General features: G+C 65.7%; 20 protein-coding genes. 5 read left to right on the forward strand and 15 right to left on the reverse strand.

Going from position 1 to position 21,858, the window contains the following annotated elements:
• Nucleotides 1–14: 14 nt before the first annotated feature.
• The 6 genes from H8R02_RS23660 to H8R02_RS23685 form a co-directional block, all read right to left on the reverse strand.
• On the reverse strand, nucleotides 15–1,712 hold the full coding sequence (locus tag H8R02_RS23660) for a site-specific integrase (RefSeq protein WP_187083977.1): 1,698 nt from the start codon (nucleotides 1,710–1,712) through the stop codon (nucleotides 15–17).
• Between the two features lie 283 nt (nucleotides 1,713–1,995).
• Nucleotides 1,996–3,042, reverse strand: a complete 1,047-nt coding sequence (locus H8R02_RS23665; RefSeq protein WP_187083978.1) for a Cj0069 family protein — start codon at nucleotides 3,040–3,042, stop codon at nucleotides 1,996–1,998.
• Nucleotides 3,039–3,959 carry a Fe-Mn family superoxide dismutase gene (locus tag H8R02_RS23670; protein WP_187083979.1) on the reverse strand — a complete coding sequence of 307 codons (921 nt, stop codon included), beginning with the start codon at nucleotides 3,957–3,959 and terminating at the stop codon, nucleotides 3,039–3,041. Before H8R02_RS23670 ends, H8R02_RS23665 begins: the two co-directional genes overlap by 4 nt.
• A 10-nt stretch (nucleotides 3,960–3,969) precedes the next feature.
• Nucleotides 3,970–5,361, reverse strand: a complete 1,392-nt coding sequence (gene chrA, locus H8R02_RS23675; protein WP_187083980.1) for a chromate efflux transporter — start codon at nucleotides 5,359–5,361, stop codon at nucleotides 3,970–3,972.
• A complete protein-coding gene (locus H8R02_RS23680; RefSeq protein ID WP_187083981.1) occupies nucleotides 5,358–6,302 on the reverse strand; it encodes a chromate resistance protein ChrB domain-containing protein in 945 nt (314 codons plus the stop codon). Before H8R02_RS23680 ends, chrA begins: the two co-directional genes overlap by 4 nt.
• 300 nt (nucleotides 6,303–6,602) lie before the next feature.
• Nucleotides 6,603–7,016, reverse strand: coding sequence for a dimethylsulfonioproprionate lyase family protein (locus H8R02_RS23685; protein WP_056183915.1), 414 nt, complete (start codon nucleotides 7,014–7,016; stop codon nucleotides 6,603–6,605).
• Nucleotides 7,017–7,122: 106 nt separating this feature from the next.
• On the opposite strand from H8R02_RS23685, the gene H8R02_RS23690 reads away from it, so the two are divergent.
• Nucleotides 7,123–8,088 carry a LysR family transcriptional regulator gene (locus H8R02_RS23690; protein WP_056183916.1) on the forward strand — a complete coding sequence of 322 codons (966 nt, stop codon included), beginning with the start codon at nucleotides 7,123–7,125 and terminating at the stop codon, nucleotides 8,086–8,088.
• A gap of 358 nt (nucleotides 8,089–8,446) precedes the next feature.
• On the opposite strand, the gene ccoG is transcribed toward H8R02_RS23690, so the two are convergent.
• Complete coding sequence (gene ccoG, locus H8R02_RS23695) at nucleotides 8,447–9,865, reverse strand: cytochrome c oxidase accessory protein CcoG (protein ID WP_187083982.1); 1,419 nt, start codon at nucleotides 9,863–9,865, stop codon at nucleotides 8,447–8,449.
• A 221-nt stretch (nucleotides 9,866–10,086) separates the two neighbouring features.
• Here ccoG and H8R02_RS23700 point away from each other — a divergent pair, with 221 nt between their 5' ends.
• Complete coding sequence (locus H8R02_RS23700; protein WP_255429520.1) at nucleotides 10,087–11,004, forward strand: DMT family transporter; 918 nt, start codon at nucleotides 10,087–10,089, stop codon at nucleotides 11,002–11,004.
• Between the two features lie 21 nt (nucleotides 11,005–11,025).
• Here H8R02_RS23700 and H8R02_RS23705 read toward each other — a convergent pair whose 3' ends face one another.
• Nucleotides 11,026–12,450 carry an aminotransferase-like domain-containing protein gene (locus H8R02_RS23705; RefSeq protein WP_187083983.1) on the reverse strand — a complete coding sequence of 475 codons (1,425 nt, stop codon included), beginning with the start codon at nucleotides 12,448–12,450 and terminating at the stop codon, nucleotides 11,026–11,028.
• Nucleotides 12,451–12,531: 81 nt separating this feature from the next.
• On the opposite strand from H8R02_RS23705, the gene H8R02_RS23710 reads away from it, so the two are divergent.
• The 3 genes from H8R02_RS23710 (at nucleotide 12,532) to istB (ending at nucleotide 15,669) form a co-directional block, all read left to right on the forward strand.
• A complete protein-coding gene (locus H8R02_RS23710) occupies nucleotides 12,532–13,182 on the forward strand; it encodes an acyl-CoA dehydrogenase family protein (RefSeq protein ID WP_187083984.1) in 651 nt (216 codons plus the stop codon).
• A gap of 161 nt (nucleotides 13,183–13,343) precedes the next feature.
• Nucleotides 13,344–14,864 (forward strand): IS21 family transposase, encoded by a 1,521-nt coding sequence (gene istA, locus H8R02_RS23715; RefSeq protein WP_187083985.1) that lies wholly within the window; start codon nucleotides 13,344–13,346, stop codon nucleotides 14,862–14,864.
• Entirely contained in the window at nucleotides 14,857–15,669 is an 813-nt protein-coding gene (gene istB / locus H8R02_RS23720) for an IS21-like element helper ATPase IstB (protein ID WP_187083986.1), read from the forward strand. The genes istA and istB overlap by 8 nt, the downstream gene beginning before the upstream one ends.
• Nucleotides 15,670–16,153: 484 nt before the next feature.
• On the opposite strand, the gene H8R02_RS23725 is transcribed toward istB, so the two are convergent.
• The 7 genes from H8R02_RS23725 to H8R02_RS23755 are packed head-to-tail and all read right to left on the reverse strand — an operon-like array spanning nucleotide 16,154 to nucleotide 21,836.
• Nucleotides 16,154–16,303: a DUF2474 domain-containing protein gene (locus tag H8R02_RS23725; protein WP_187083987.1), complete on the reverse strand. Its 150-nt coding sequence runs from the start codon at nucleotides 16,301–16,303 to the stop codon at nucleotides 16,154–16,156.
• Nucleotides 16,303–17,313 carry a cytochrome d ubiquinol oxidase subunit II gene (gene cydB / locus H8R02_RS23730; protein ID WP_187083988.1) on the reverse strand — a complete coding sequence of 337 codons (1,011 nt, stop codon included), beginning with the start codon at nucleotides 17,311–17,313 and terminating at the stop codon, nucleotides 16,303–16,305. Before cydB ends, H8R02_RS23725 begins: the two co-directional genes overlap by 1 nt.
• Nucleotide 17,314: 1 nt before the next feature.
• Nucleotides 17,315–18,748, reverse strand: a complete 1,434-nt coding sequence (locus tag H8R02_RS23735; RefSeq protein ID WP_187083989.1) for a cytochrome ubiquinol oxidase subunit I — start codon at nucleotides 18,746–18,748, stop codon at nucleotides 17,315–17,317.
• Nucleotides 18,749–18,772: 24 nt separating this feature from the next.
• Nucleotides 18,773–19,603, reverse strand: coding sequence for an acyl-CoA dehydrogenase family protein (locus H8R02_RS23740; RefSeq protein ID WP_187083990.1), 831 nt, complete (start codon nucleotides 19,601–19,603; stop codon nucleotides 18,773–18,775).
• The gene (locus H8R02_RS23745; protein ID WP_187083991.1) at nucleotides 19,593–20,879 is read right to left on the reverse strand and encodes a c-type cytochrome; all 1,287 of its coding nucleotides are present in this window, start codon (nucleotides 20,877–20,879) and stop codon (nucleotides 19,593–19,595) included. The genes H8R02_RS23740 and H8R02_RS23745 overlap by 11 nt, the downstream gene beginning before the upstream one ends.
• The gene (locus H8R02_RS23750) at nucleotides 20,876–21,598 is read right to left on the reverse strand and encodes a c-type cytochrome (RefSeq protein WP_187083992.1); all 723 of its coding nucleotides are present in this window, start codon (nucleotides 21,596–21,598) and stop codon (nucleotides 20,876–20,878) included. Before H8R02_RS23750 ends, H8R02_RS23745 begins: the two co-directional genes overlap by 4 nt.
• Before the next feature lie 46 nt (nucleotides 21,599–21,644).
• The gene (locus tag H8R02_RS23755) at nucleotides 21,645–21,836 is read right to left on the reverse strand and encodes a DUF2970 domain-containing protein (protein WP_187083993.1); all 192 of its coding nucleotides are present in this window, start codon (nucleotides 21,834–21,836) and stop codon (nucleotides 21,645–21,647) included.
• Nucleotides 21,837–21,858: the final 22 nt, after the last annotated feature.

Consider the following 21,858-nt stretch of genomic DNA (forward strand, 5'->3'; position numbering starts at 1 on the left):
AGGCCGACTGTAGGCTACGACCGCGGCGCCGCGAACCGATCGACCACCTGCTTGGCGCGCCGCGCATCGTCGGTGTGCAGGTACATCGAGGTCGTGGCCAGCGAGGCGTGTCGCAGGTTGTCGCGCACCGTTGTCAGCTCGGCGCCACCTTGGAGGAGGTGCGTGGCATGCGTGTGCCTCGTCCAGTGCGGCGTGGCCTGCCGCAACTTCTCGGCGAGGGCCGGGGTGCCTTCCTCCACGACGTCGGCTGCAGTGCTGAAGAACCGCTTCATCACCCGCCACAGGCGCCACGAGGAGATTCCGCTGCCATCTTCTCCAAGGCTGCCAACCAGCGGGGTCGATGGACGCCACTTCGAGGGCATCACGGGCAGCCCCCGTTGAACGAGGTAGCGATCGAGGGCGGCGCGGGCCAGCGGCGGCAGCACGACCTTGCCGGCCTTGTGGCCCTTGCCGACGACCCGGATCCACGTGTCGCCGTGCGGGTCCGAGTCGATCGCGCCCAGTTGTGCGCCCACGAGTTCGCTGATTCGAAGGCCCGTGGCGTAGGCGAAGTCCAGCATGAAGCGCAGCCGCTGCGCGGCCGGCTCGCTCCAGCCGTAGGACCACTCCAGGCCGTCGGCGACGACCCGGACGAGCTTCCACTCGTGCTCGGTGAAGGCGTGAGACGTGTCGAGCTGCGCCGGCCGGCCGCCTCGCACCTTGACGCCGGCGAATGGGTTGGCCAGCACGTAGCGCTGCTCGATGAGCCAGCGGTACAGGGCGTTGAGCACCGACAGCGCGTAGGCAGCCGAGCGCGCCGAGAGGTCGCCCGCGAAGGGACGCCACGCCGGCGACGACCTCGGCTGCGGGGCGCCGACCCAGCGCGCTCGCGGGCCTGGGCGACGGAGGAAGGCGCGGTAGGCAATGGCATCCTCGGTGGTCAGCGACGACAAGGCCCGCCCGCGCTCGACGATTGCCCACAGGATCAGCCGTTCGGCCTCCTTGCGGTAGGAACGCTGCGTCGCCGCCGACTCGTGCAGCGACAGCCACGCGTTCACGGCCTGGTAATCGTTGCTGGCGTCGAGCGCACAGCTGGCCCGGGGCGCTCGGAAGGTGCCCCGTGTGCCATCGACGTCTTCGGGCACGACCAGCCGCTCCCAGGGGACCAGTTCCTGGGCCTGTTTCAAGGTCACCAACGCGCGAGCGCGTTCAGTGAGCGCGGGATGCTGGGCAAAGAACGCCTCGACCTGGCGGGCGCTTGCCGGCCCGAGCCCCGCGATGCCTGCCCACCAGCGCCGGCGCCTGGGAACGCGCAAGGTCAAGTCGGCCAGCGTGCGGATGCCCGCCGCGTGCAGCACGCCCACGAGCCGCACGGGTAGCCAGCGCTCGACGGCGTCGCCGATGAGCGGCTGCGGAGGCGGCATCCCGCGCAACGTCTCGATGGCGGCAGCGGCAGACTTGGCGAGTTTCCGATCGGATGGGCTGACCGCCGTCAACGTGGCGGCCAGGTTCGCCTGCGCACGGCTCGTCGCGAAGGCCGCCAGCTGGCGTTTCACCCGCCCGATCACCGAGCGCGCCGATGCGCCGGCAGCCCGGCGATCGGGCAGATAGCGATCCACGGCGGCGCGGCTGGGAACCCCTTGAAGCCAGGCGCGGAATGCGGCCAGCGCAGCCTCGTCCGGCCAAGCCGGGTCTGCGGGCATGCTGGGTGGCGCTGACAGCGCGTTTTCCATGCACGCTAGTTTAGATCCGTGGCAAGCATGCAAAGCTAATGTCGTTTATCTTGGTATCACTGTCGATGAACATGCTCGCCAGCGAACTCTCACCGCGGTGAGAGTCTCGGCTGCCCAGGAGGCAGGTGCAGCCAAGATTGAGGCTCCATAAAGCTGCCGCTCGCGAAGACCAGCCATCGGCCATCAAGAGTCATTCGGTGGTGCCGCCGGTCAGTGGTCGTTCGACGCAGCGACCGATCCTCAGCGGAACTTCAGCGGTTTGAACAGCAGACAGTCATCTGGGCTAGTCCAGTCTTGACTGGTTGCCCTGCCGAGCATGCTGGGCGCAGCGCAGGACCGCTTCGACGAGCGGCGCGATGGACGACGGCGGAGACGGCGACACGCTGCTAACGTTGATTTCGCACAGCACGTAGCGCCGCGCGCCATCGGCCTTCGCATCGCCCAGCATGAAGTCGCAGTCCCACAGCAGTGGCAGTTGTTCGCGCGCCAGGCCGACGCGCTCGCGCAGCAGCGTGATCCAGGTCGACTCCAGTTGCTGCTTCAAGTCCTGGAAGCCGGGCAGCTCAGGGCCGTGGTACAGACGCGGCCCCGGCACGGGCGCATCGGGGTGCAGCGCGTTCACGGCCTGCAGGCCGAAGCCTGTGACGCGGTCCTCCACGAGGTAGGCGCGCACCATGCCTTCGGGCAGCCGCGCTTGCCAGGCCTGGTCAATCATGTGGCCGCCGCCCTCCGGCTCGAAGTAAGGCGCCAGCGTCGCCTTCAGCGCCGGCATGTCCATGTGCTGGGGCTTGCTACCGCGCTGGGCGTGCTGCACGGTCAGTCCGCCGCCGGCAGACGCTTCGACGCGCCACACGCCGATGCCGCTGTGGCCACGGTGCTGCTTGAGCACGCGCGCGCCCTGCCGCAGCCGCTGCGGCAGTTCGGTCTCCAGCTGCGCCAGGCTGTCGATGCGGTGAACGTCACTGCCAAAGGGCAAGTCGCGGGTCTCGAACAGCACGTCCTTGGTACCCAGGCGCAGGATCGCCTCGGGGTTCGCACTGACGAGCACGCCCGCCGCCGCCACTTCACACAGCAGCGCATCGAGCCGGTCGCGGCGGCGGCCGTCCTCGATCGGGTTGCACCACACCAGCACGGCCTGCACGCGGCGCAACTGTGCCGCCACCTCGTCGGCGAAGTCATCGTGATAGATCGCTGGCTCGGCCGTCACGCCTGCGGCAGCCAGCGCTTCGAACAAGGCCGCGAAGCGGCTTGCTGCAGGGTCTGCGCGGTCGCGGGCGGCCCGGTCGCCGGGATAAAGCAGCGCGACACTGGCGGCGCGGGGGCCGGTCATGACGCAGGGCTCCCGGGCTTGTCCACCAGGGGCCTGCCCGCAGCCTGCCAGGCGTCGATGCCCCCGACCAGGTAGCGGGCCTTCAAACCCGCGGCCTGGAGCCGCAGGGCCGTGACGCGGCCCACCTCGTGCCCGTAGACGCAGTACACCAGCAGCTCACGGTCTGTCGGCAGATCTGCGGCCCAGTTGGGTACATCGGCAGGGTCGCACCAGCGCGCACCGGGAATCATCGTGCGCGCGTTCTCGAACACACCTGCACGACGAACGTCGAAGACCAACGCATCACCCACTTGGTCCTGGTTCGCGCCGAAGGGCTCGCCTGCCGCATGCACCGCCCGCTGGTACCGCCCATAGACTGCTGCCCAGTCGATGTTGTCCATGAATGCATCCACGTAGGCGCCCGCCGCCGCGCCGAAGTCCATGTGATAAGCATGTTCGTACATGTCGAGCGCCAGGATCGGCACGCCGCCCGCCACCATGTGCGTGTGGTCGGCCGCCCACTGGTTGACCAGCGTGCCCTCGCGCGGCTGGAACACCAGCAGCACCCAGCCCGACCCGCCGCCCAGGGCCTTGCCCATCGCGATGAACTCCTCGCGCCAGCGTTCGATGCTGCCGAAGCTGGCTTCCAGCATCAGCTTCGCAGCCGGCTCCATCGTCACGCCATCGCCGCCCAAGCTAGCGAAGTACAGCTCATGCAACAGCATCGAGTTCGTCGCGATCAACTCTTCGCGCTTCAAGCCGTTCAGCTGGAAACCGGGCGCCGTGGCGAAAGGCGTTGCCGCGAGATCCTGGCGGATGGCGTTCAGCCGCTTCACCGCTCCCGCGTAGTTGTTCTGGTGGTGGCTGGTGATCAGTGCGGGCGACAGAAGCTTCAGTGCGGCCGGGTCGAACGGCAGGTCTTGCAGGCGTGCAGTCATGGAAACTCCTTCAACGGATCAGGGGAAGCAGCCAGGTCGACAAAAGGCCGATGCCTGCGCAGGCACCGAGCAGCGGAATCACACCGACCTTGAATCGGAACAGCGCCACCGCGGCGGCAACGGTGATGACGGCCGAGAGCGCATCGAAGCGCCCGCCGAAGCCTTGGGGCCAGAGCACGTGGTACGCAAAGAACATCGCCAGGTTCAGGATCACCCCGACGACGGCCGCCGTGATGGCCGACAGCGGCGCCGTGAAGCCCAGCTTGCCGTGCGTGGCCTCGACCACCGGCCCGCCCGCCAGGATGAACAAGAAGGACGGCAGGAAGGTGAAGAAGGTGACCACCGCGGCGGCCACGGCGCCGCCGAGGAACGGTGCCTCAGGACCGAACACCTGCTTCAGCCAGCCGCCAACGAAACCGACGAAGGCCACCACCATGATCAGCGGGCCGGGTGTCGTCTCGCCCAAGGCCAGGCCGTCGATCATCTGCGGGCCGCTGAGCCACTGGTGCGTTTCGACCGCACCCTGGTACACGTAGGGCAGCACCGCGTAGGCACCGCCGAAGGTGAGCAAGGCGGCCTTCGTGAAGAACCAGCCCATCTGCGTGAGCGTGCCCTGCAGGCCGTTGAGAGCGATCAGCACCGCCATCGCCAGCAGCCACAGCCCGATCCCGAAGCCCAGGACCTTGGCCAGGTGGCTGCGAGAAAGGCGCGCGTGCATCGGCGTCGGCGAGTTGTCGTCGATCAGCGCAGGCCCATAGCTGGCCTTGGCGCTGCCATGCCCGCCGCCCAGCGCAAACACCTGCGGCCAGCGGCGTGCGCCGAAGTGGCCAATCAACGCAGCGGCCAGCACGATGGCCGGGAACGGCGTGTCGAAAGCGAAGATCGCCACGAAGGACGCGGCAGCGATGCCCCACATCCAGCGGTTCTTCAGCGCCCGCGTCCCGATGCGATGGGCGGCGTGCAGCACTAGGGCTGTCACCGCTGGCTTGAGCCCGAAGAAGATGCCGGCGACCAGCGGCACGTCGCCGAAGCGCAGGTAGACCCACGACAGCGCGATCAGGATGAACAGCGACGGCAGCACGAACAGCGCGCCGGCCACGATGCCACCCCAGGTGCGGTGCATCAACCAGCCGATGTAGGTGGCGAGTTGCTGCGCCTCGGGGCCGGGCAGCAGCATGCAGTAGTTCAGAGCGTGCAGGAAGCGCTGCTCGCTGATCCAGCGGCGGCGCTCGACCAGCTCGGTGTGCATGATCGCGATTTGGCCGGCGGGCCCGCCAAAGCTGATGAAGCCGAGCTTGAGCCAGAAGCGGAAGGCCTCGGCGAAGCTCACCGAGGCGGGTGCGGCCGGAGTAGCGGGAGGGCCAGCCGAGGCTTCGGGCACGGGTGTTGTGGCGGTCGTCATGCCGGGGCTCCGGGGGCGGCGTGCAGGGCGTCGAAGACCGCCGCCGCCGCCAGGGTCAGTTGATCGTCATCGGCGTGAACCTCGCGCAGACCGGCGAGCACAGCCTCCAGGCCGGCGGCCTCGGGCACCGGGATGCCGCCGATGTCCAGGAAGTGCACAACGCGCGCGATGCGCTGCAGGCGCGGGTCTGCGTCCAGGCCAAAACTTGCTGCCAGCACCTCGAAGGTGACACGCGCGCCGACATGCGTGAAGCGCGCGCCGTCGTAGTCGAAACCCAGTGTGCCGCGAGGCGCAGGCGTGGACCCGGCGGGATCGGCCAGCCAGACGAAGCGCGCTTCCGTATCGATGAAGCGGCGGATCAGCCAGGCGCAGGCCAAACGGTCAACCCAGGGTCGAGCCCGTGTAGCCCAGCGCCTGCCCTGGAACTTGCGCGGGTCCAGCCGTGGGATGCCGTGCGGCGCCTGTGCCACCGGTTCGCCGCGAGAGAAGCGCGCATCGAGCGTCTCTCGCAGCGCATCGAGTTCGGCCTGCGCCTGCTCGGCGGCGGCACCCGGGTAGTAGTCGATGCGCACGAGTGCATGCAGCGCCTCGGAAACGGCGCGCCAACGACGACGCGCTTCAGTCTCGGGCAATTCAGGCAAGGCGGCTGCCAGCGTTTGCGCTTCAGTGCGCCACTGACCGTAGGCGTCGGTGCGGTCGAACAACGCCAGGATCTCGGTGCGCTGGGCCTCTTCGGAGGCGGACAGCTCCAGCACGCTGGCCTGGCCGCCATGGGCCCGGACCTCGGTCACCAGGGGATCGAAAAGAGCCTTCTTTGCGTCAGGCAGGACATAGACGCCATCTCGCATCGACCCGCAGCCCAGCGTCTTCAATGCACGCCAGACACGCAGCCGCACTGCGCTTGGCTGCGTCGGCAAGGTGAGAAAGAGCACGCTCCACATCTGTGAAGCATACGATACAAACCAAGAAGTATTTGTTTCTCAATACTGGAGATTGAACACCCGCTTGGAACCGCGAGCGTCTGCTCTAGATCAGTGGAGTGATGGTCAGCACTTGGCCTGTCTTGCAAGTTGCGACCGACAGCTGTCCACCCGCGGCGACCGGCAGCAATGGGTCGGCCACTGCCGACCGCGGACGTCGGCTATCCGGTCGCTCAACTTGGGCGTCAGCTTTCCGGCGGTGAGATCGCGCATCCGACCGGCGCTGGCCGCGCGCGAGCGCCGCGCGGCTTGTACCTGCGCCTATCGCATCGGGACGGTGCTGCGCTGCCCCTTGTCCACGATGACGAACTCCAGAAACACCAACTGCTCCGTCGTGCTGGCATTGCGATGCGCGTGAACCATCCCCGGGCGCACGTGCAGGCTTTCGCCTGGTTTGAGCGTCACCGGATCCTTTCCTTCCTCCTGCCACACGCCCGATCCCTCGAGCACGTAAAACACGACGTGCGAGGGATGGTAATGCTTCGGGTTCTGACCACCGGGCGCGTAGGTGGTGTGTAGAACACGGAACTCCTTTCCCGGCATGGTCGCGTCGTCAAACACATGGCGCGCTGCCGCCGTAATGCCGGACCGCACTCCGTTCGCGCCGGCGAGGGATTGGCTACCTACCACGGTGGGCGCCATCAGGACGGCAAATAGGGTGAGCAACTTGTTCATCACGCTTCCTTTGCGGTGGTCTGCCTGCAAGAGCCATACATTACGCACTTTGCTATGCTTCCGGTATCGCATTTGTCGATCTTGGTATCAACATTCTGTTATATCGATGGACACTTTAGAGTTGGTGCTCAGGCGAGTGACGTTGCGTGAGTTGCGGCTGCTGCAGGCAGTGGCGCGATCGGGCAGCATCCTGAAGGCCGCGAGCGAGATCGGCCTGACGCAGCCTGCCCTGTCGAAGTCCATTCGGGAGCTCGAGGCTACGTTCGGGGTCCGGCTATTCGATCGCAACAACCGCGGCGTCAGCGTGACGCCGCAGGGCGAGATCCTGCTGCGACGCGCCACGGGTGTTTTCGAAGAACTCCGTCAAGCTGTGGACGAACTGCAGTCCCTGGCCGATGCAGCCCGCGGCGAACTGCGTCTAGGCGGCACGCCGGCGGTGTGCGCTGGACTCTTGCCGCACGCGATAGGTGCGGTTCGGAGTAACCGCCCTGGATTCCGCTTTCATGTCGCCGAACTGGATTCAGGCAAGTTGGCAAGCGAAGTCGCGGGTCGATCCGTTGATTTCGGGATAGGACGCGAGCACGTTGAGGGAAGCGGCGGCGACCTGACGTTCGAGCGGCTGTTCGATGATCACCTTTTCATCGTCGCGGGCGCGCAGCATCCCTTAGCCAGTAGAAGGTCTGTCAGTCTGGAGGAGACTGGGCTCCACCCCTGGGTGCTGCCATCGGCGAACGGGGCCGTCACTGCGCAACTCGAGGCACAGTTCCGCCTGCAGGGCCTGAGCCTGCCAGACCCTGCGGTCACAACGATGTCTATGCTGGTCCGCAGTGAGTTGGTTGCGACCCATTCATTCCTCACCGTGATGTACGGCTCGATCCTGCGATTCGGCAACTTTCCCGCGTCCTTCCGCGTTCTCCCGATCGATCTGCCGTCGGGGATTCCCGTCGGCATGTTTCGCGTGAGGGGTCGCACGCTTGCGCCCAGCACCGAGGTGTTCATGCAAACGCTGCGCGACGTCATCCGGCCCATGCAGTCGTTGAGGGCAAAGCACTTACGGGGAAAGAGCCTCTGACGCCGACGATCGCATGGGTGCGAGCCATAAACATCAGGAAGCATGATGTCTGCTTCTGGCCGAGTGTGTGAGATTACGAACGGCCGCTTCGTAGAAGCGAAACATGAAAAGCGATGGCTCGCCGTCCGGCTGCTTCGGAGCAAGCCGGCTGGCAGGTTTGGGTCGGACTCGATCTTAGGATTCGCGACGCGAACGTCTGGTACATCCACGAAGCTGACTACCAGGGCCGAGCGTCACTCATGCAGCGCATCGCTGCCCCTTGGCTCCCCTTATCCACCAGCGCTGGACGCCCACGAGTCGCCGCGCGCTTACCACGAGTCGTCCTTCGTCGACGTTTCAGACGGCGGACCTCCAAAGCTCAGTGGGCGATGAATGTGGAGGCCGACGTTGCCTTGTCGCCGCCGGCCTCGGAACTCCCGATCACTTCGACCCTGATCGGAACAGCGACGACGCTGCCGAATCTTTGCGCCTGGGTTGCGTCCATGCGCAAGGAGACCACTGACGTGGACGTGCCGGCCGGCTCCACAACCACCGCAGCGGAATGCTCTGCGAGGAGTCGGATGCCGTCCGCACCCTCGACGAAGGCGTGGACGTCCAGACGTCGCGGTACCAAGCTCGCATTCATCACCCGAAGCCGGTAGACGTTCTCGATGCCTCCATCGGGCAACTGCCTGGACATCACGCTGCGGTCGCGGATCACGTTGAGACGAAGTTCCGGCCTGGCGAGGAAGGCGACGATCACCCCCACGCCCACCAGCGCCAGGCCCGCTCCGTACGCGAGCACGCGACCCCGGCGGTGCGCTGGACGTTCGCCAGCGCTCGACAAGGCCTGAAAACTGATGAGTCCACGTGGCGCCTTCATCTTGTCCATGACCCCGTTGCAAGCGTCGATGCACAGCCCACAACTGATGCACTCCGCCTGCAAGCCCTTCCGGATGTCAATCCCGACCGGGCAGACCTGAACACACAGGGTGCAGTCAATGCAATCGCCTTGCCCAATCGTGCGTGCATCGGAACCGCGGGTACGCGAGCCGCGCGGCTCGCCGCGTGCGACGTCGTAGGTGATGACGCGCGAGGCCGAATCGAGCATCGAGCCCTGGAAGCGGCCGTACGGGCAGGCGTGCTGGCAGATCTTTTCCTTCAACACGCCTGCATGGAGGTACGTCGCCGCGGCATAGAAGAGGATCCAGAAGCCCTCCCAGGGGCCGAGGGCGAACGCCGGAACCGCAGCGGCGAGCGCACGAACGGGCGTAAACCAACCCACCAGCGAAAAGCCGGTCAACAAGGCGATGCCACCCCACGCGAGATGTTTGGTGCCGCGGCGCGCGATCTTCTGCATGGACCATGGCGCGTCATCAAGGCGCATGCGGGCAAGCCGGTCACCCTCAGTCCGGTGTTCGACCCAGGCAAAGATTTCGGTGTAGACCGTCTGTGGGCAAGCAAAACCGCACCACACTCGACCGTACAGGGCGGTCGCTGCGAAAAGGAGCAGCGCGCTGAACACCAGCACGCCGGTGAGAAGGACCAGATCCTGCGGGAAGAGAACGGTCCCAAAGATGTAGAAGCGACGGCCTTCAAGGTCGAAGAGCACCGCCTGTCGCCCGTGCCAGTTCAACCAGGGCATGCCGTAGAACCACAGCTGAGTTGCCCACACCATCGCCCAACGCCAGCGCGCGAACACGCCATTCACGGCCCGAGGCTGGATATTGCGGCTCGCCTCGATCCCGGGCAGGCCGGCCGCAGGAAGGATGGGGATGACGGAGTGGGTGCGCGACATGTCGAAACCGACCTCATGCCGGCCCGCGCGGGCGATACCTTGATCGTGGACAAACGCAGACTGAACGCCAAGGCTCAGCGAAACATCATTTCGTGCGTATCAGTTTGGCCGCCAAGGTGGCTGGTTACCCCGCATTCGGCCCCGACTGAACCGGTCTGCACCCGGCCTGCGGCCCGACAATCACCTGCTCACCAACCGGCGATCTCGATGACGCCGCGCCCATGCCCCCCTCGACCACCGCCTTGTCCCCAAGCTCCGCTCACGCTCAGGCGTCCCTCGACAACCTGAAGGGGATAGGCTGGATGGTGGCGGCGATGGCCGCGTTCGCGCTCGAAGACGCCTTCGTGAAGGCGGCCGCTCGGCACCTTCCGATCGGCGAGGTGCTGATGCTCTTTGGTCTAGGCGGGATGCTGGTGTTCGCGGCGTTTCCGAACCGTGGAGGCGCGCCCTTGTTCCATCGGGCAGCGGTCTCGGCGCCAATGCTGGTGCGCGCCGCGTTCGAATTCGTGGGGCGGCTCTTCTACGTGCTGGCGGTTGCCCTAACACCGTTGTCCTCGGCCACAGCCATCTTGCAGGCCACGCCGGTACTGGTGGTGCTCGGCGCGAGCGTCTACTTTCGGGAACGGGTGGGCTGGCGCCGCTGGACCGCGGTGGTGGTCGGCTTGCTCGGCGTGCTGGTGGTGCTCCGCCCCGCTGCTTCGGACTTCTCCGTGCTGTCGCTGCTGACGCTCATCGGCATGGTCGGATTCGCCGGCCGCGACCTCGCAAGCCGTGCCGTCCCGAAGGTTCTCGGCACGAGGCATCTGGGCTTCTACGGATTTCTCACCGTGGTCCTTGCTGGTGCGCTGTATGGCGCGTGGGACGGGCGAGCATTCGTGCAACCCGCTGCCGGGCCGGCTGCAGCGCTGGCCGGTGCAGTGGCGATTGGTGTGCTGGCGTATGCCTGCCTGATGAAGGCCATGCGCACCGGCGATGTATCGACGGTCACGCCCTTCCGCTACACCCGGCTGCTCTTCGGCGTTGCGCTCGGTGTCGCCGTGTTCGACGAACGCATCGATGGTCCGATGCTTGCCGGCTGCGCCATCATCGTCGGTGCCGGACTGGCGATCGCCTGGGATGGCCGGCGCCGTCGCGCCTGAGCCGCTGCACGCAGTTCGTGGCTACGCCATCGAAGCGGCCATTTCGCCCAGCTGACGCACCGCGCCATCGATGCGTGGGTCACCAGGGTGACCCACGTTCAGCCGCAGGTGATGGGTAAAGCGTCTATCGGCTGAGAACAGGACGCCGGGCGCGGAACTGATGCCAGCAGCCATGGCGCGGTGGTGCAACGCCAGCGCGTCGACCGTCGGGGGGAGTTCGAGCCAAAGGAAGTAGCCGCCGCGCGGTTGCGTCACCCGGGTGCTGGCTGGAAAGTGCCGCAACACCAGTCGCCGGACCCGTTGCTGCTCGTCGGCCAGCAAAGCGCGCAGTTGACGCAGGTGGCGGTCGTAGGCCCCTTGGCCGAGATAGTCCGCGATTGCAAGCTGTGGTGGCAAGGACGTCGCCAGCGAACTCATCATCTTCAAGCGTTGCACATCGCGCGCGAAGCGGCCGGCCGCCGCCCAGCCGACCCGGTAGCCCGGCGACAGGCATTTGGAAAAGGACGAGCAGTGCAGCACACCACCAGTCGTATCGAAGGCCTTCGCCGGCGGCGGTCGCCGCAGGTCGGCGTACAACTCACCGTACACATCGTCTTCGATCAACGGCACGCCGTGGTGGGCCAGCAGATCCACCAGCGCGCGCTTCCGGGCGACCGGCATCAAGGCGCCGAGCGGATTCTGGAAGTTCGGCATCAACCAGCAGGCCGCCACCCGCTCCCGCGTGAGGACCGCAGCCAGCGCGTCGAGGTCGACTCCCTCGACAGGATCCGTGGCGATTTCGACAGCGCGGAGCTTCAGCCGTTCGAGCACCTGCAGCGCTGCGTAGAAGGTGGGCGACTCGATGGCGACCACATCGCCTGGCTGGGTGACCGCCTGCAGGCAGAGGTTGAGGGCCTCCAGTGCGCCGTTGGTGACCACCAGTTCGTCTGAGGCGAGCGGCACCCCCTGCAACGCGTAGCGCTTGCGCAGGGCCTGTCGAAGTGTCTCGTCGCCGGCTGTCAGCGCGCTCGTGACCTGCTCCGGCTTCAGCCGTCGCATCGCGCGGGCGCCGCTTCGTGCCAGGGCGTCGACCGGAAAGAGACTTCCCCTTGGAAACGCAGAGCCGAGCGGCACCACCGCCGGATCGCGAGTCGACTCAAGCAGATCGAACGCGAGGGCACTCACCGCCACTTCGGTCGCCTCAGGACGCGGCACCGCGGGCTGGAGGCTTGCGCGCAGGCTCCGCTTGGGCGCCGAGACGTAGAAGCCGGACCTCGGGCGTACCTCCACCAGGCCTCGCGTTTCAAGCAGGCCATAGGCCTGGAAGACGGTGGACGGACTCACGCCGCGTCGATGACAGGTCTCGCGCACCGACGGCAGCCGCTCACCCGGCTTCAGCAGGCCATCGCTCATCGCCTGCGTCATGTCATCGGCGAGTTGCTCGTAGCGTGTCGGGTGCTGGGGCATCGGCCGGCGCCTGCCTGATCCGGTTGACGTTGGGAGTTTCTGCATCTTACCGATCAGAGTCATCGGCGCGACCATTCCGGGATGGAATCCGATACTGCGATCCGCTCCCGCTCCGTCGTCCGCGCTGGCTCCGACGCGCTTCGGCTCGTCAGCGACTCGGGCATGCTCCGACTGGGTGTGCCCGCGGAATACGGCGGGGCAGGCGGCGATCTCTCGGCTCTCGTGCAGGCGGCGCGCGGCCTGGCGAAGCGCGACCTGGCCGCCGCTTGGGTGTTCCGCGCGCAGCGGACCGCAATCGAGCTGCTCCTGCGTGCGGACAACGTGGGCCTTCGAGAGCACCTGCTGCCACAGTTGCTGGCTGGAGACCGCGCCGGGACCTTGCCCGTCGGGCCGGAACCGATGCCGCTGGTTGCGATGGAGGCCGGCACTGCATGCCGGCTGTACGGCAGGTACATGCGGGTGCCGAACCTGCAGTGGTTTGGCTTTTCCATCGTCGCGCCGGTTCGATTGAGCGACTCGGTCGAGTGGATCATCGTCCGCGGCGAGGAACAAGGATTGGGCGTCGGCATCGACGAGGGTGCGCCGTGCCCGCATGGCAGTCGCACCGCGAGTGTGACCTTCGACGACGTGTTCTTCCGCATGGACGAGTGGCTTGGCGGTGCCGCGCTGTGGGGGCGTTGCGCTCCAGTCGCCGACGCCCTTGCCGTTGCCGTGCCGATCCCGGGCGCTTAGGGTCGCAGTGGCGCTCCGCCTCAGCGGGAGCGCAGAACGTCTAACGGTGTTGACGCCGACCGAAAATTGACCCACCTGCAGCCATAGTGCCGATCCAAATTTGACCCGGGTGTTCAACCTACCCTGCCTTCTTTTTGAGCAGGGGAAGAGGAGTGATCACCATGGCCATGATTGGCAAGGTTCGGCGGATGTACTTCCGCCAAGGCAAGTCCGTGCGAGAGATCGTGCGGCTGACGAGTTTGTCGCGCAACACGGTGCGCAAGTGGCTGAAGGCGCCGCTGGAGGGCGAGCCGCGGTATCGACGCAGCGAGCGGCCTGGCAAGTTGAGCGCCTTCCACGAAGCGCTGCAACTGGCGCTGAAGGCCGATGCGCACCGCCCGCGCTACGAGCGGCGCACGGCACGTGCACTGCACGCGCAGATTCGCGGCGACGGCTACGACGGCAGCTACAGCCGCGTCACCGACTTCGTGCGTGCGTGGCGGCAGGGCGAAGGCCAGTCGGTGTCCGCCAACGCGTTCGTTCCGCTGCTGTTCGAGCTCGGCGAGGCGTACCAGTTCGACTGGAGCGAAGAGGGCCCGGTGGTCGGCGGCATCTACTACCGCATGCAGGTCGCGCAGCTCAAGCTGTGCGCGTCGAGGGCCTTCTGGCTGGTGGCCTACCCGAGCCAGGGCCACGAGATGCTGTTCGATGCCCACACCCGGTCCTTCGCGGCCATGGGCGGCATTGCCCGGCGCGGTATCTACGACAACATGAAGACGGCGGTGGACAAGGTCAGGAAGGGCAAGGGCCGCACCGTCAACAAGCGCTTTGCGGCCATGTGCGCGCACTACCTGGTCGACGCCGACTTCTGCAACGTGGCGTCCGGCTGGGAGAAGGGCGTCATCGAGAAGAACGTGCAGGACAGCCGCCGGCGCATCTGGATCGAGGCGGCCAAGCTGCGCTTCGGCTCCTTCGTCGAGCTCAACGCCTGGCTGGCAGACCGCTGCCGCGCGCTGTGGGCCGAGATCCGCCACCCCGAGCACGACCAGTTCAGTGTGGCCGAGATGCTCGAACACGAGAGGCCGCACCTGATGCCCATGCCAGAGCCCTTCGACGGCTACGTGGAGAACCCGGCGCGCGTGAGCAGCACCTGTCTCGTCACGGTGGCCAGGAACCGGTACTCGGTGCCTTGCGAGCTGGCCGGGCAGATGCTCAGCACGCGGCTGTACCCGGGCCGGATCGTTGTCGTGGCCGACGACAAGAAGGTGGCCAGCCATGAACGGCTCAGCGACCGGGGCCAGACCCGCTACGACTGGCAGCACTACATCCCGCTCGTCGAGCGCAAGCCCGGCGCCCTGCGCAACGGCGCGCCGTTCGCTGACATGCCCGAGCCGCTGCAGCAGCTTCGCTGGGCGTTGCTGCGCGACCCGGGTGGCGACCGCGTGATGGCGCAGGTGCTGTCCATCGTGCCGACCGCCGGCCTGGATGCGGTGCTGGTGGCGGTGGAACTGGCACTGGAAGGCGCACCGCGCGGCAGGATCGGCGCCGAGCACGTGCTCAACGTCATCGCCCGGCTGAATGCGGCACCGGCGCCGCAGAACGCGGCCACGGGGCTGCAGGTGGCCGACAAGCCACTGGCCAACACCGGGCGCTACGACAGCCTGCGCGGTCAGGCCAGCGCCGAGGAGGTCGACCATGCGTGAGCTTGCCGTCGAACTCAAGCAACTGCGTATGCACGGCATGGCCAGCGCCTGGAGCGATCTCATGGAGCAAGGCGGCAGCGCTGCGCTGGAGAGCTCGCGCTGGCTGCTGGAACACCTGCTGCAGGCCGAGACCACCGACCGCGCGATGCGCTCGATCAGCCACCAGATGCACACGGCCAAGTTCCCGGTGCATCGTGACCTGGCGGGCTTCGACTTCGATGTCTCGCCGGTGGACCGCAAGCTGATCCACACCTTGGCGGAGATGGCGTTCACCGACGCGGCGCACAACGCGGTGCTGGTGGGCGGGCCGGGCACGGGCAAGACGCACCTCGCCACGGCCATCGGCGTGGCCGGGATCACGCGGCACGGACGGCGGGTACGGTTCTACTCGACCGTGGACCTGGTCAACGCGCTGGAGCAGGAGAAGGCGCAAGGCAAGGCCGGGCGCATCGCGGCGAGCCTGCTGCGCATGGACTTGGTGATCCTGGACGAATTGGGCTATCTGCCGTTCAGCCAGGCCGGCGGAGCCTTGCTGTTCCACCTGCTGTCCAAGCTGTACGAGCACACCAGCGTGATGATCACGACCAACCTGGACTTCGCCGAGTGGTCCAGCGTGTTCGGCGACGCGAAGATGACCACGGCGCTGCTGGACCGGCTCACGCACCACTGCCACATCGTGGAGACGGGCAACGAGAGCCATCGCTTCCTGCACAGCTCGGCGGTGGCAAAGAAGCGCATCAAGGCGCGAGAGCAAGCGCGCAAGGCGGACAAGCAGGACAAGCCACCGCCAGCCGACGACATCTGAGGGTCGGCCGCGCGGGGGAATCCGCTACGGGCTACGCCCTTCGCGTCTTCCCCCGCGCGAACATCAATGCATCGTGGAGGTCAACGAACCAGCGATCGACCTACACTTATCCACAGCTGACCGCCTCGCGGTCGGTGTCCATCCCCGGGTCAATATTGGATCGGCAGGGTGGGTCAAAATTCGGTCGGCGCGGACACCCTTATGCTCAGTACAGCTGTGCTTTGGTCCGCGAAGCAATGATGACCTTGGCCGATGACTCAGGCTCCCCGATTGTTCTCCTGCGAAGCGCCGCAGACGGCGGCCGCGCAACCGTCTACTGCGCCGCCTTGGCCGCATGCTTGCGAGGCGGTGAGCGCAACCGATGCCTAGGTGTAGGCCGCATGCCATGCGCGACGGTCCTCCGAACAGCTCATGCCGTTTCGGCCGGACGAGCGCATACCCGCGCGGTCAGCCCTGACCTCCTACAAAACAAGGTGCTGCTTCGCTAGGCGACCAAGCCACCCGCATGCATTGCCATTCTCATGAGCCACGCAGCCAACACAAGGGCGCCGACGCTGCAGGCCCAGATACCAACAAGCCAAGCAATCCGAACAAGCCAGTTCGGTCGTCGCGGCGCTGTCCAAGGCGCTTGCATCAGTGGTAGCCCTCGCCGTGCCTCACCTTGCCACGGAACACCCAGTACCCCCAAGCGGTGTACATCAGGATGAGAGGAATGATGAGCAAGGCCCCAACAAGAGCGAAACCCAAGCTTTGAGGAGGGCCGGCCGCGTCCCAAATGGAGGTCGACGGCGGGATGACGTTGGGCCACAGACTGATGCCAAGGCCGCTGTAGCCGAGGAATACCAGGGCGAGGGTCAGGACGAACGGCATGGCATGACTTGTTTCATCAGCCAGGGCGCGTCTCAGCCACCACATCGCACCAGCTACCAGGAGGGGAACCGGTGCGAACCAGAAGATGTTCGGCAGGGAGAACCAACGCTCAGAGATGGCTGGATGCGCCAACGGCGTCCATAGGCTGATGATGGCGATGACCCCCAACAACACCCAAGACAGTCGGCGAGAAGCTCGACGCATGCGGCCCTGCAACGGGCCCTCGGTCTTCATCACCAGCCAAGTGCTTCCGAGCAACGCGTAGGTGAACACCAGCGAGATACCGACGAATACCGAGAACGGCGTCAGCCAGTCGAGTGGGCCCCCAGCGTACGCACCGTCCTTCATGGGAATGCCATCAAGGAAAGCGCCGAGGGTGACACCTTGGAAGAACGTCGCCAGGAGCGACCCGCCGGCGAAGGACTTGTCCCAAACCCGGCGCTTGCCAGCGGGCACCTTGAAGCGGAACTCGAAAGCCACGCCACGGAAAATGAGACCAACGAGCATGAGGATGAGCGGCAGATAGAAGGCGCTCAGCACCACGGCGTATGCAACGGGGAACGCCACCAGCAGGCCGGCGCCTCCGAGCACGAGCCACGTTTCGTTCCCGTCCCAAACCGGCGCGACGGTGTTCATCATCACGTCGCGGTCTTCCTTGCCATCGACCGCGGTGAAGAGGATGCCGATGCCGAGGTCGAAGCCGTCCATGACCACGTACATCATCACCCCGAAGAGGATGATGATGGCCCAGATGAGAGGCAGGTCGATGCCCATTTCAGTGCCCTCCTGATGGAGTTGCCGGTTCGACGTCAAGGCGCTCCGGCGCTCCCGACAGTGGTCGCATCGGCTGCCGCATCTCGCCCGGACCCCCGTCAACTGGGTGGGCGCTCTCACCGGTCAGAGGACCCTTGCCGATGATGCGCAACAGATAGACCGTACCCGCACCGAACACAAGGAAGTAGACAACCACGAAGATTGCAAGCGTCAGGGCGACCTGGTCCAAGCTGTGAGCAGAGACTGCATCAGCGGTGCGCATCACGCCGTAGACCACCCAGGGCTGCCGACCGACCTCCGTCGTAATCCAACCGGCCAGGATGGCCACGAGCCCCGCGGGGCCCATCGCCAACGCGTACCGCAACAGGGGCTTCGACGTGAAAAGCCTCTTGCGAAGATGCGCTATCAACGCCGAGACGCCGAGAAGAATCATCAACAGTCCTAGGCCGACCATGACGCGGAAGCTCCAGAAGACAACTGCGGATGGAGGTCGGTCTTCGCGCGGGAATTCCTTCAGCCCCGGAAACTGTCCGTCCCAGGAGTGCGTCAGCAGGAGGCTGCCGAGCTTCGGCACCTCGAGGGCGAAGCGAGTCGTCTCGCTCTCCATGTCGGGCCAGCCGAACAGGATGAGCGGCACCGCTTCACCCGGCTTGTTCTCCCAGTGGCCCTCGATAGCCGCAAGTTTGGCTGGCTGGTGTTCGAGCGTGTTCAGTCCGTGCAGGTCACCAATGAATGCCTGGATTGGAGCAGTGACAAGCACCATCCCCATCGCCATCGCCAACATCGTGCGCACCGGCGCGTTGTCTCGGCCTCTTAAAAGGTGCCAAGCCGCACTAGCGCCTACAACCAGCGCTGTCGACAAGAACGCTGCGACCACCATGTGGGCCAAACGATATGGGAAGGATGGATTGAAGATGACGGCCAGCCAATCCACGGGTACGACGCGCCCGTCGATGATTTCGTGGCCTTGAGGTGTTTGCATCCAGCTGTTCGACGCAAGAATCCACGTGGCTGAGATGAGCGTCCCAACGGCCACCATGACGGTGGACAGAAAGTGAAGACCCGGGCCTACCCGCTGCAGGCCGAAGAGCATTACGCCGAGGAATCCAGCCTCCAGGAAGAAAGCAGTCAGCACCTCATAGGCAAGCAAGGGGCCGGTGACGCCGCCGGCAAACTTCGAGAAGCCACTCCAGTTGGTGCCGAACTGGTAGGCCATCACAAGGCCGGAGACGACACCCATCCCGAACGCGACCGCAAACGCCTTGACCCAGAAGTGGTACAGGTCCAAGTAGACCTGGCGTTTCGTCTTGAGCCACAACCCTTCCAGAACCGCGAGGTAGCTCGCCAGGCCGATGGTCAGCGCTGGGAAGATGATGTGGAACGATATCGTGAACGCAAACTGGATGCGTGCAAGAAGGAGGGCGTCGACGTCCATTGTGTTTCTCCGTAAGGCACGCTGCTATGCCACCGCCATCCCCGTTGACGGCACACAGGCGCTTGCGCCTTGCAAGCCGGCCAGGAGCGCCTCCAAGGCAACTCTGGGCCCACGGTCGAGTCGGTCTTGCGTCACAGCACGGCCAGCGGCTCCAAGGTGGCTGTCAATAGTGGACACGAGGCCATTGCTCTCGCCGTCGTTCACGACTCGGCGCAGAGCGCCCGCGACAAGTGCAGCCTTCATCGACTCGGACAAAACCGTCAGTCGTTCAACAGCACTCTTTCCGTCCGAGAACAGGATTTCGTCTTCACGCAAGAAGACGTTCCGCAGTTCAAGTGCGACGCCCGAGCACCCCTGCGATGCATCATCGCGCTGGACGATACCATCTTCTTCGCTCTTGAGCAGCACCAACGCATAAGGCGTTCCAGTGCCAAAGGCCACTGGCACTGAGACTACGAACCAGTCGCGGTCCAGGTTCGGAAGCGCTGCGAAGCGGCCGGACATCCGCCAACCGCGCCCAGTGTCCCGGGCGTCGGCCAACGAGACGGCAGATTCACTCGGCCAGGATGCTGCACAGTTTCCACCGATGTGACCTTCGAGCAGGTCCGGCAACTGGTACTCCATGACGCCAATGTTCTCTGCCTGCAGGAGAGCCTCGATGAGCAACCGCTGTGACGCCAACAGAACGCCACTCTTCGGGTGCCTCTTGGCTACCGCCGCGACCGCGCGAATCACATCCTCCTTGGTGCCACCGTGGCCCCCAAGCGAACGTGGCACTCCCAGCCTGAACAGACCCTCCTTGCCCAGCTGGCGACGCAGGGTGGCGGTCGTCGGAGCAGGAAGTTCACTTGACATGAAGTACATCCAAGGAGGACACGGGAGCAGCAGAGTTGCCCCATGACTGGCGAATGAACGTGCTCACCGCCGCGATTTCGTCGTTGTTCAGCACTTGGCCGAATGGCGGCATGCCAAAGGGCTCAGGGTTGCCCGCTGTCGTCGGCATGAAGCCACCCTGTCGAATGACCTGCACCAAGTTGTTGTGTGAGGACAGGGTCACGGCTCGATTCCCGGCGAGGGCCGGATAGATGCCGGCTACGCCTTGGCCTTTGTCCCCGTGGCACGAGGCGCAGTGCTGGTCATACAGCTTCCCGCCTCTGGCAAAGACATCACCCTCTGCCCGCTTCACCTCGCGCGGCTCGTTGTCTCGCAGGGGGATGGACGCGAGGTAGCGAGCCATTGCGTCAAGGTCCGCGCCGCTCAGATACTGCGTGCTGGTGAAGACGACCTCTGCCATGGGTCCCGAGACGGAGGCGTGAGACACGACGCCGTCCTTCAACAGCTTCACCACCTCATCGCGCTGCCACGTTTGAACGCCAGCTTCCCTCGGGGTGGCCAAAGAAGGTGCGTACCACGTGGCGTCGGGCATCAGCCCTCCGGCGAATTGGGCATTCAGGCTCGTTCCACCGAGGAAGTTCCGGCCCGAGTGGCAAGCCGCGCAATGGCCGAGCCCTTGAACGAGGTACCTCCCGCGGTTCCATTCCGCAGGTTGCTCCGCCTGCGGCTCAAACGCGCCGGCGCGGAAGTACAGCGCTCGCCAGACCGCAAGCGCTGCCTGGGTGTTGTACGGGAAGCCCAGACGGTGAGGCTGGTTCGGCCGTTCCACGGCAGGCGTTGACTTCAGGAACGCGTAGAGCGCGTCGGAGTCTTCGCGTGTGACGTAGGTGAAGCTGGGATACGGGAATGCCGGGTACAGGAGCCGACCGTCCTTGGACCGACCGTGGTGCATCGCCCGCCAGAACTCGCTTGCCGACCAACTGCCGATTCCGGTCTTGACATCCGACGTGATGTTGGGCGCGACGACGACGCCGAACGGGGTATCGACACCACGGCCGCCAGCAAACGCTGCACCGCCGGTCGTCGTGTGGCATCCGATGCAATTGCCCGCGCGAGCAAGGTAGGCGCCGCGCTCTATCACCGAGGCCGACGCCGGCACGTTGGCAGGCCCCGGCTCTACAGGCGCCTCACCTCGCACATTCAACCAGGCTACCAGGGCAGTCAGCAGGACGACAAGGCCCAAGAGGCCGGCGAGCAGCGGGCGGAGCCAAGACCGTTGCTTGTTCGCGTTCGTCATTCGCCGCTCCCGCAGCGAATTGGAAGCGGCTCGCCGGAGCCGGCCTGAGGCTTGGTGTCTGTGGGCAGCGTTTGGGCCGAGAGCCAACGTGACACCGCGCCGACCTCTTCTGGCGTCAGCCGCTTGGCCACCTCTGCCATGCAGTCAGGCGCGATGGCCTTGCGAGAACCTGTGCGCCAGGCCCCGAGCTGCCCAATGAGGTAGTCCGCAGGCAGTGTCAGGAGCCCTGGCATCGCAGGCTGCCGTCCAGCCATGCTCGAGCCGTGGCATGACACACAAGCAGGCACGTTCCGCTCGGGCGCGCCCTTGAAGACTAGCTGCTCGGCAAGCTGGACTTGTTGGGCCGTCAGGCCGTGCGCTTGTACCGCAGGGTAGGGGAGGTTCAACTCGGCAAAGTACTTGGCGATGTCCTGCAGGTAGTCGTCCGACATGTGCTGCATCAGGTGGTTCATCGCCTGGTTGCGGCGACGTCCCTCGCGGAAATTCTTCAGCTGATTGAACAGGTACCCCTGCGGCTTCCCGGCGATGCGCGGAAAGTAGCCCGCGTTTGTCGCTCGGCCTTCCTTGCCGTGGCACATCACGCACGCCTGCATTCGCTGGGCCATGCTGTTTTGCACGGTTGCAGCCGCCGAGGCCGCCTGCGGGGCAGCTGTTTGCGAATAGGCGCCGAAGGCGATGAGCCCAAGGGCGGCGGCGGTGAGAGTCCGAGAGACGTTCATGTTGGCACTACGCAGGCGTAACCCCGTTGTGGGGCAATCCGGGCTCCTAATTGCCAAGCAAGTGGACGGCAACGTTCGCGAGCGTCCACAGCGTAAGACCGAAAACCGCAGCCAGTACCAGCGCGACGGCAACCAGGACCAGCGGTTTGACCTTCGCCAGCTCCTCACCCGCAGCCGCCCGACGGCGAATGCCGAAGAAGCTCCACAGCACCATCTGGATGTAGCTCAACGTTCCCATAGCAGCAGCACCTCTCTTTCCG

This window comes from Ramlibacter albus, from assembly GCF_014297445.1.
Lineage (GTDB): Bacteria > Pseudomonadota > Gammaproteobacteria > Burkholderiales > Burkholderiaceae_C > Ramlibacter > Ramlibacter albus.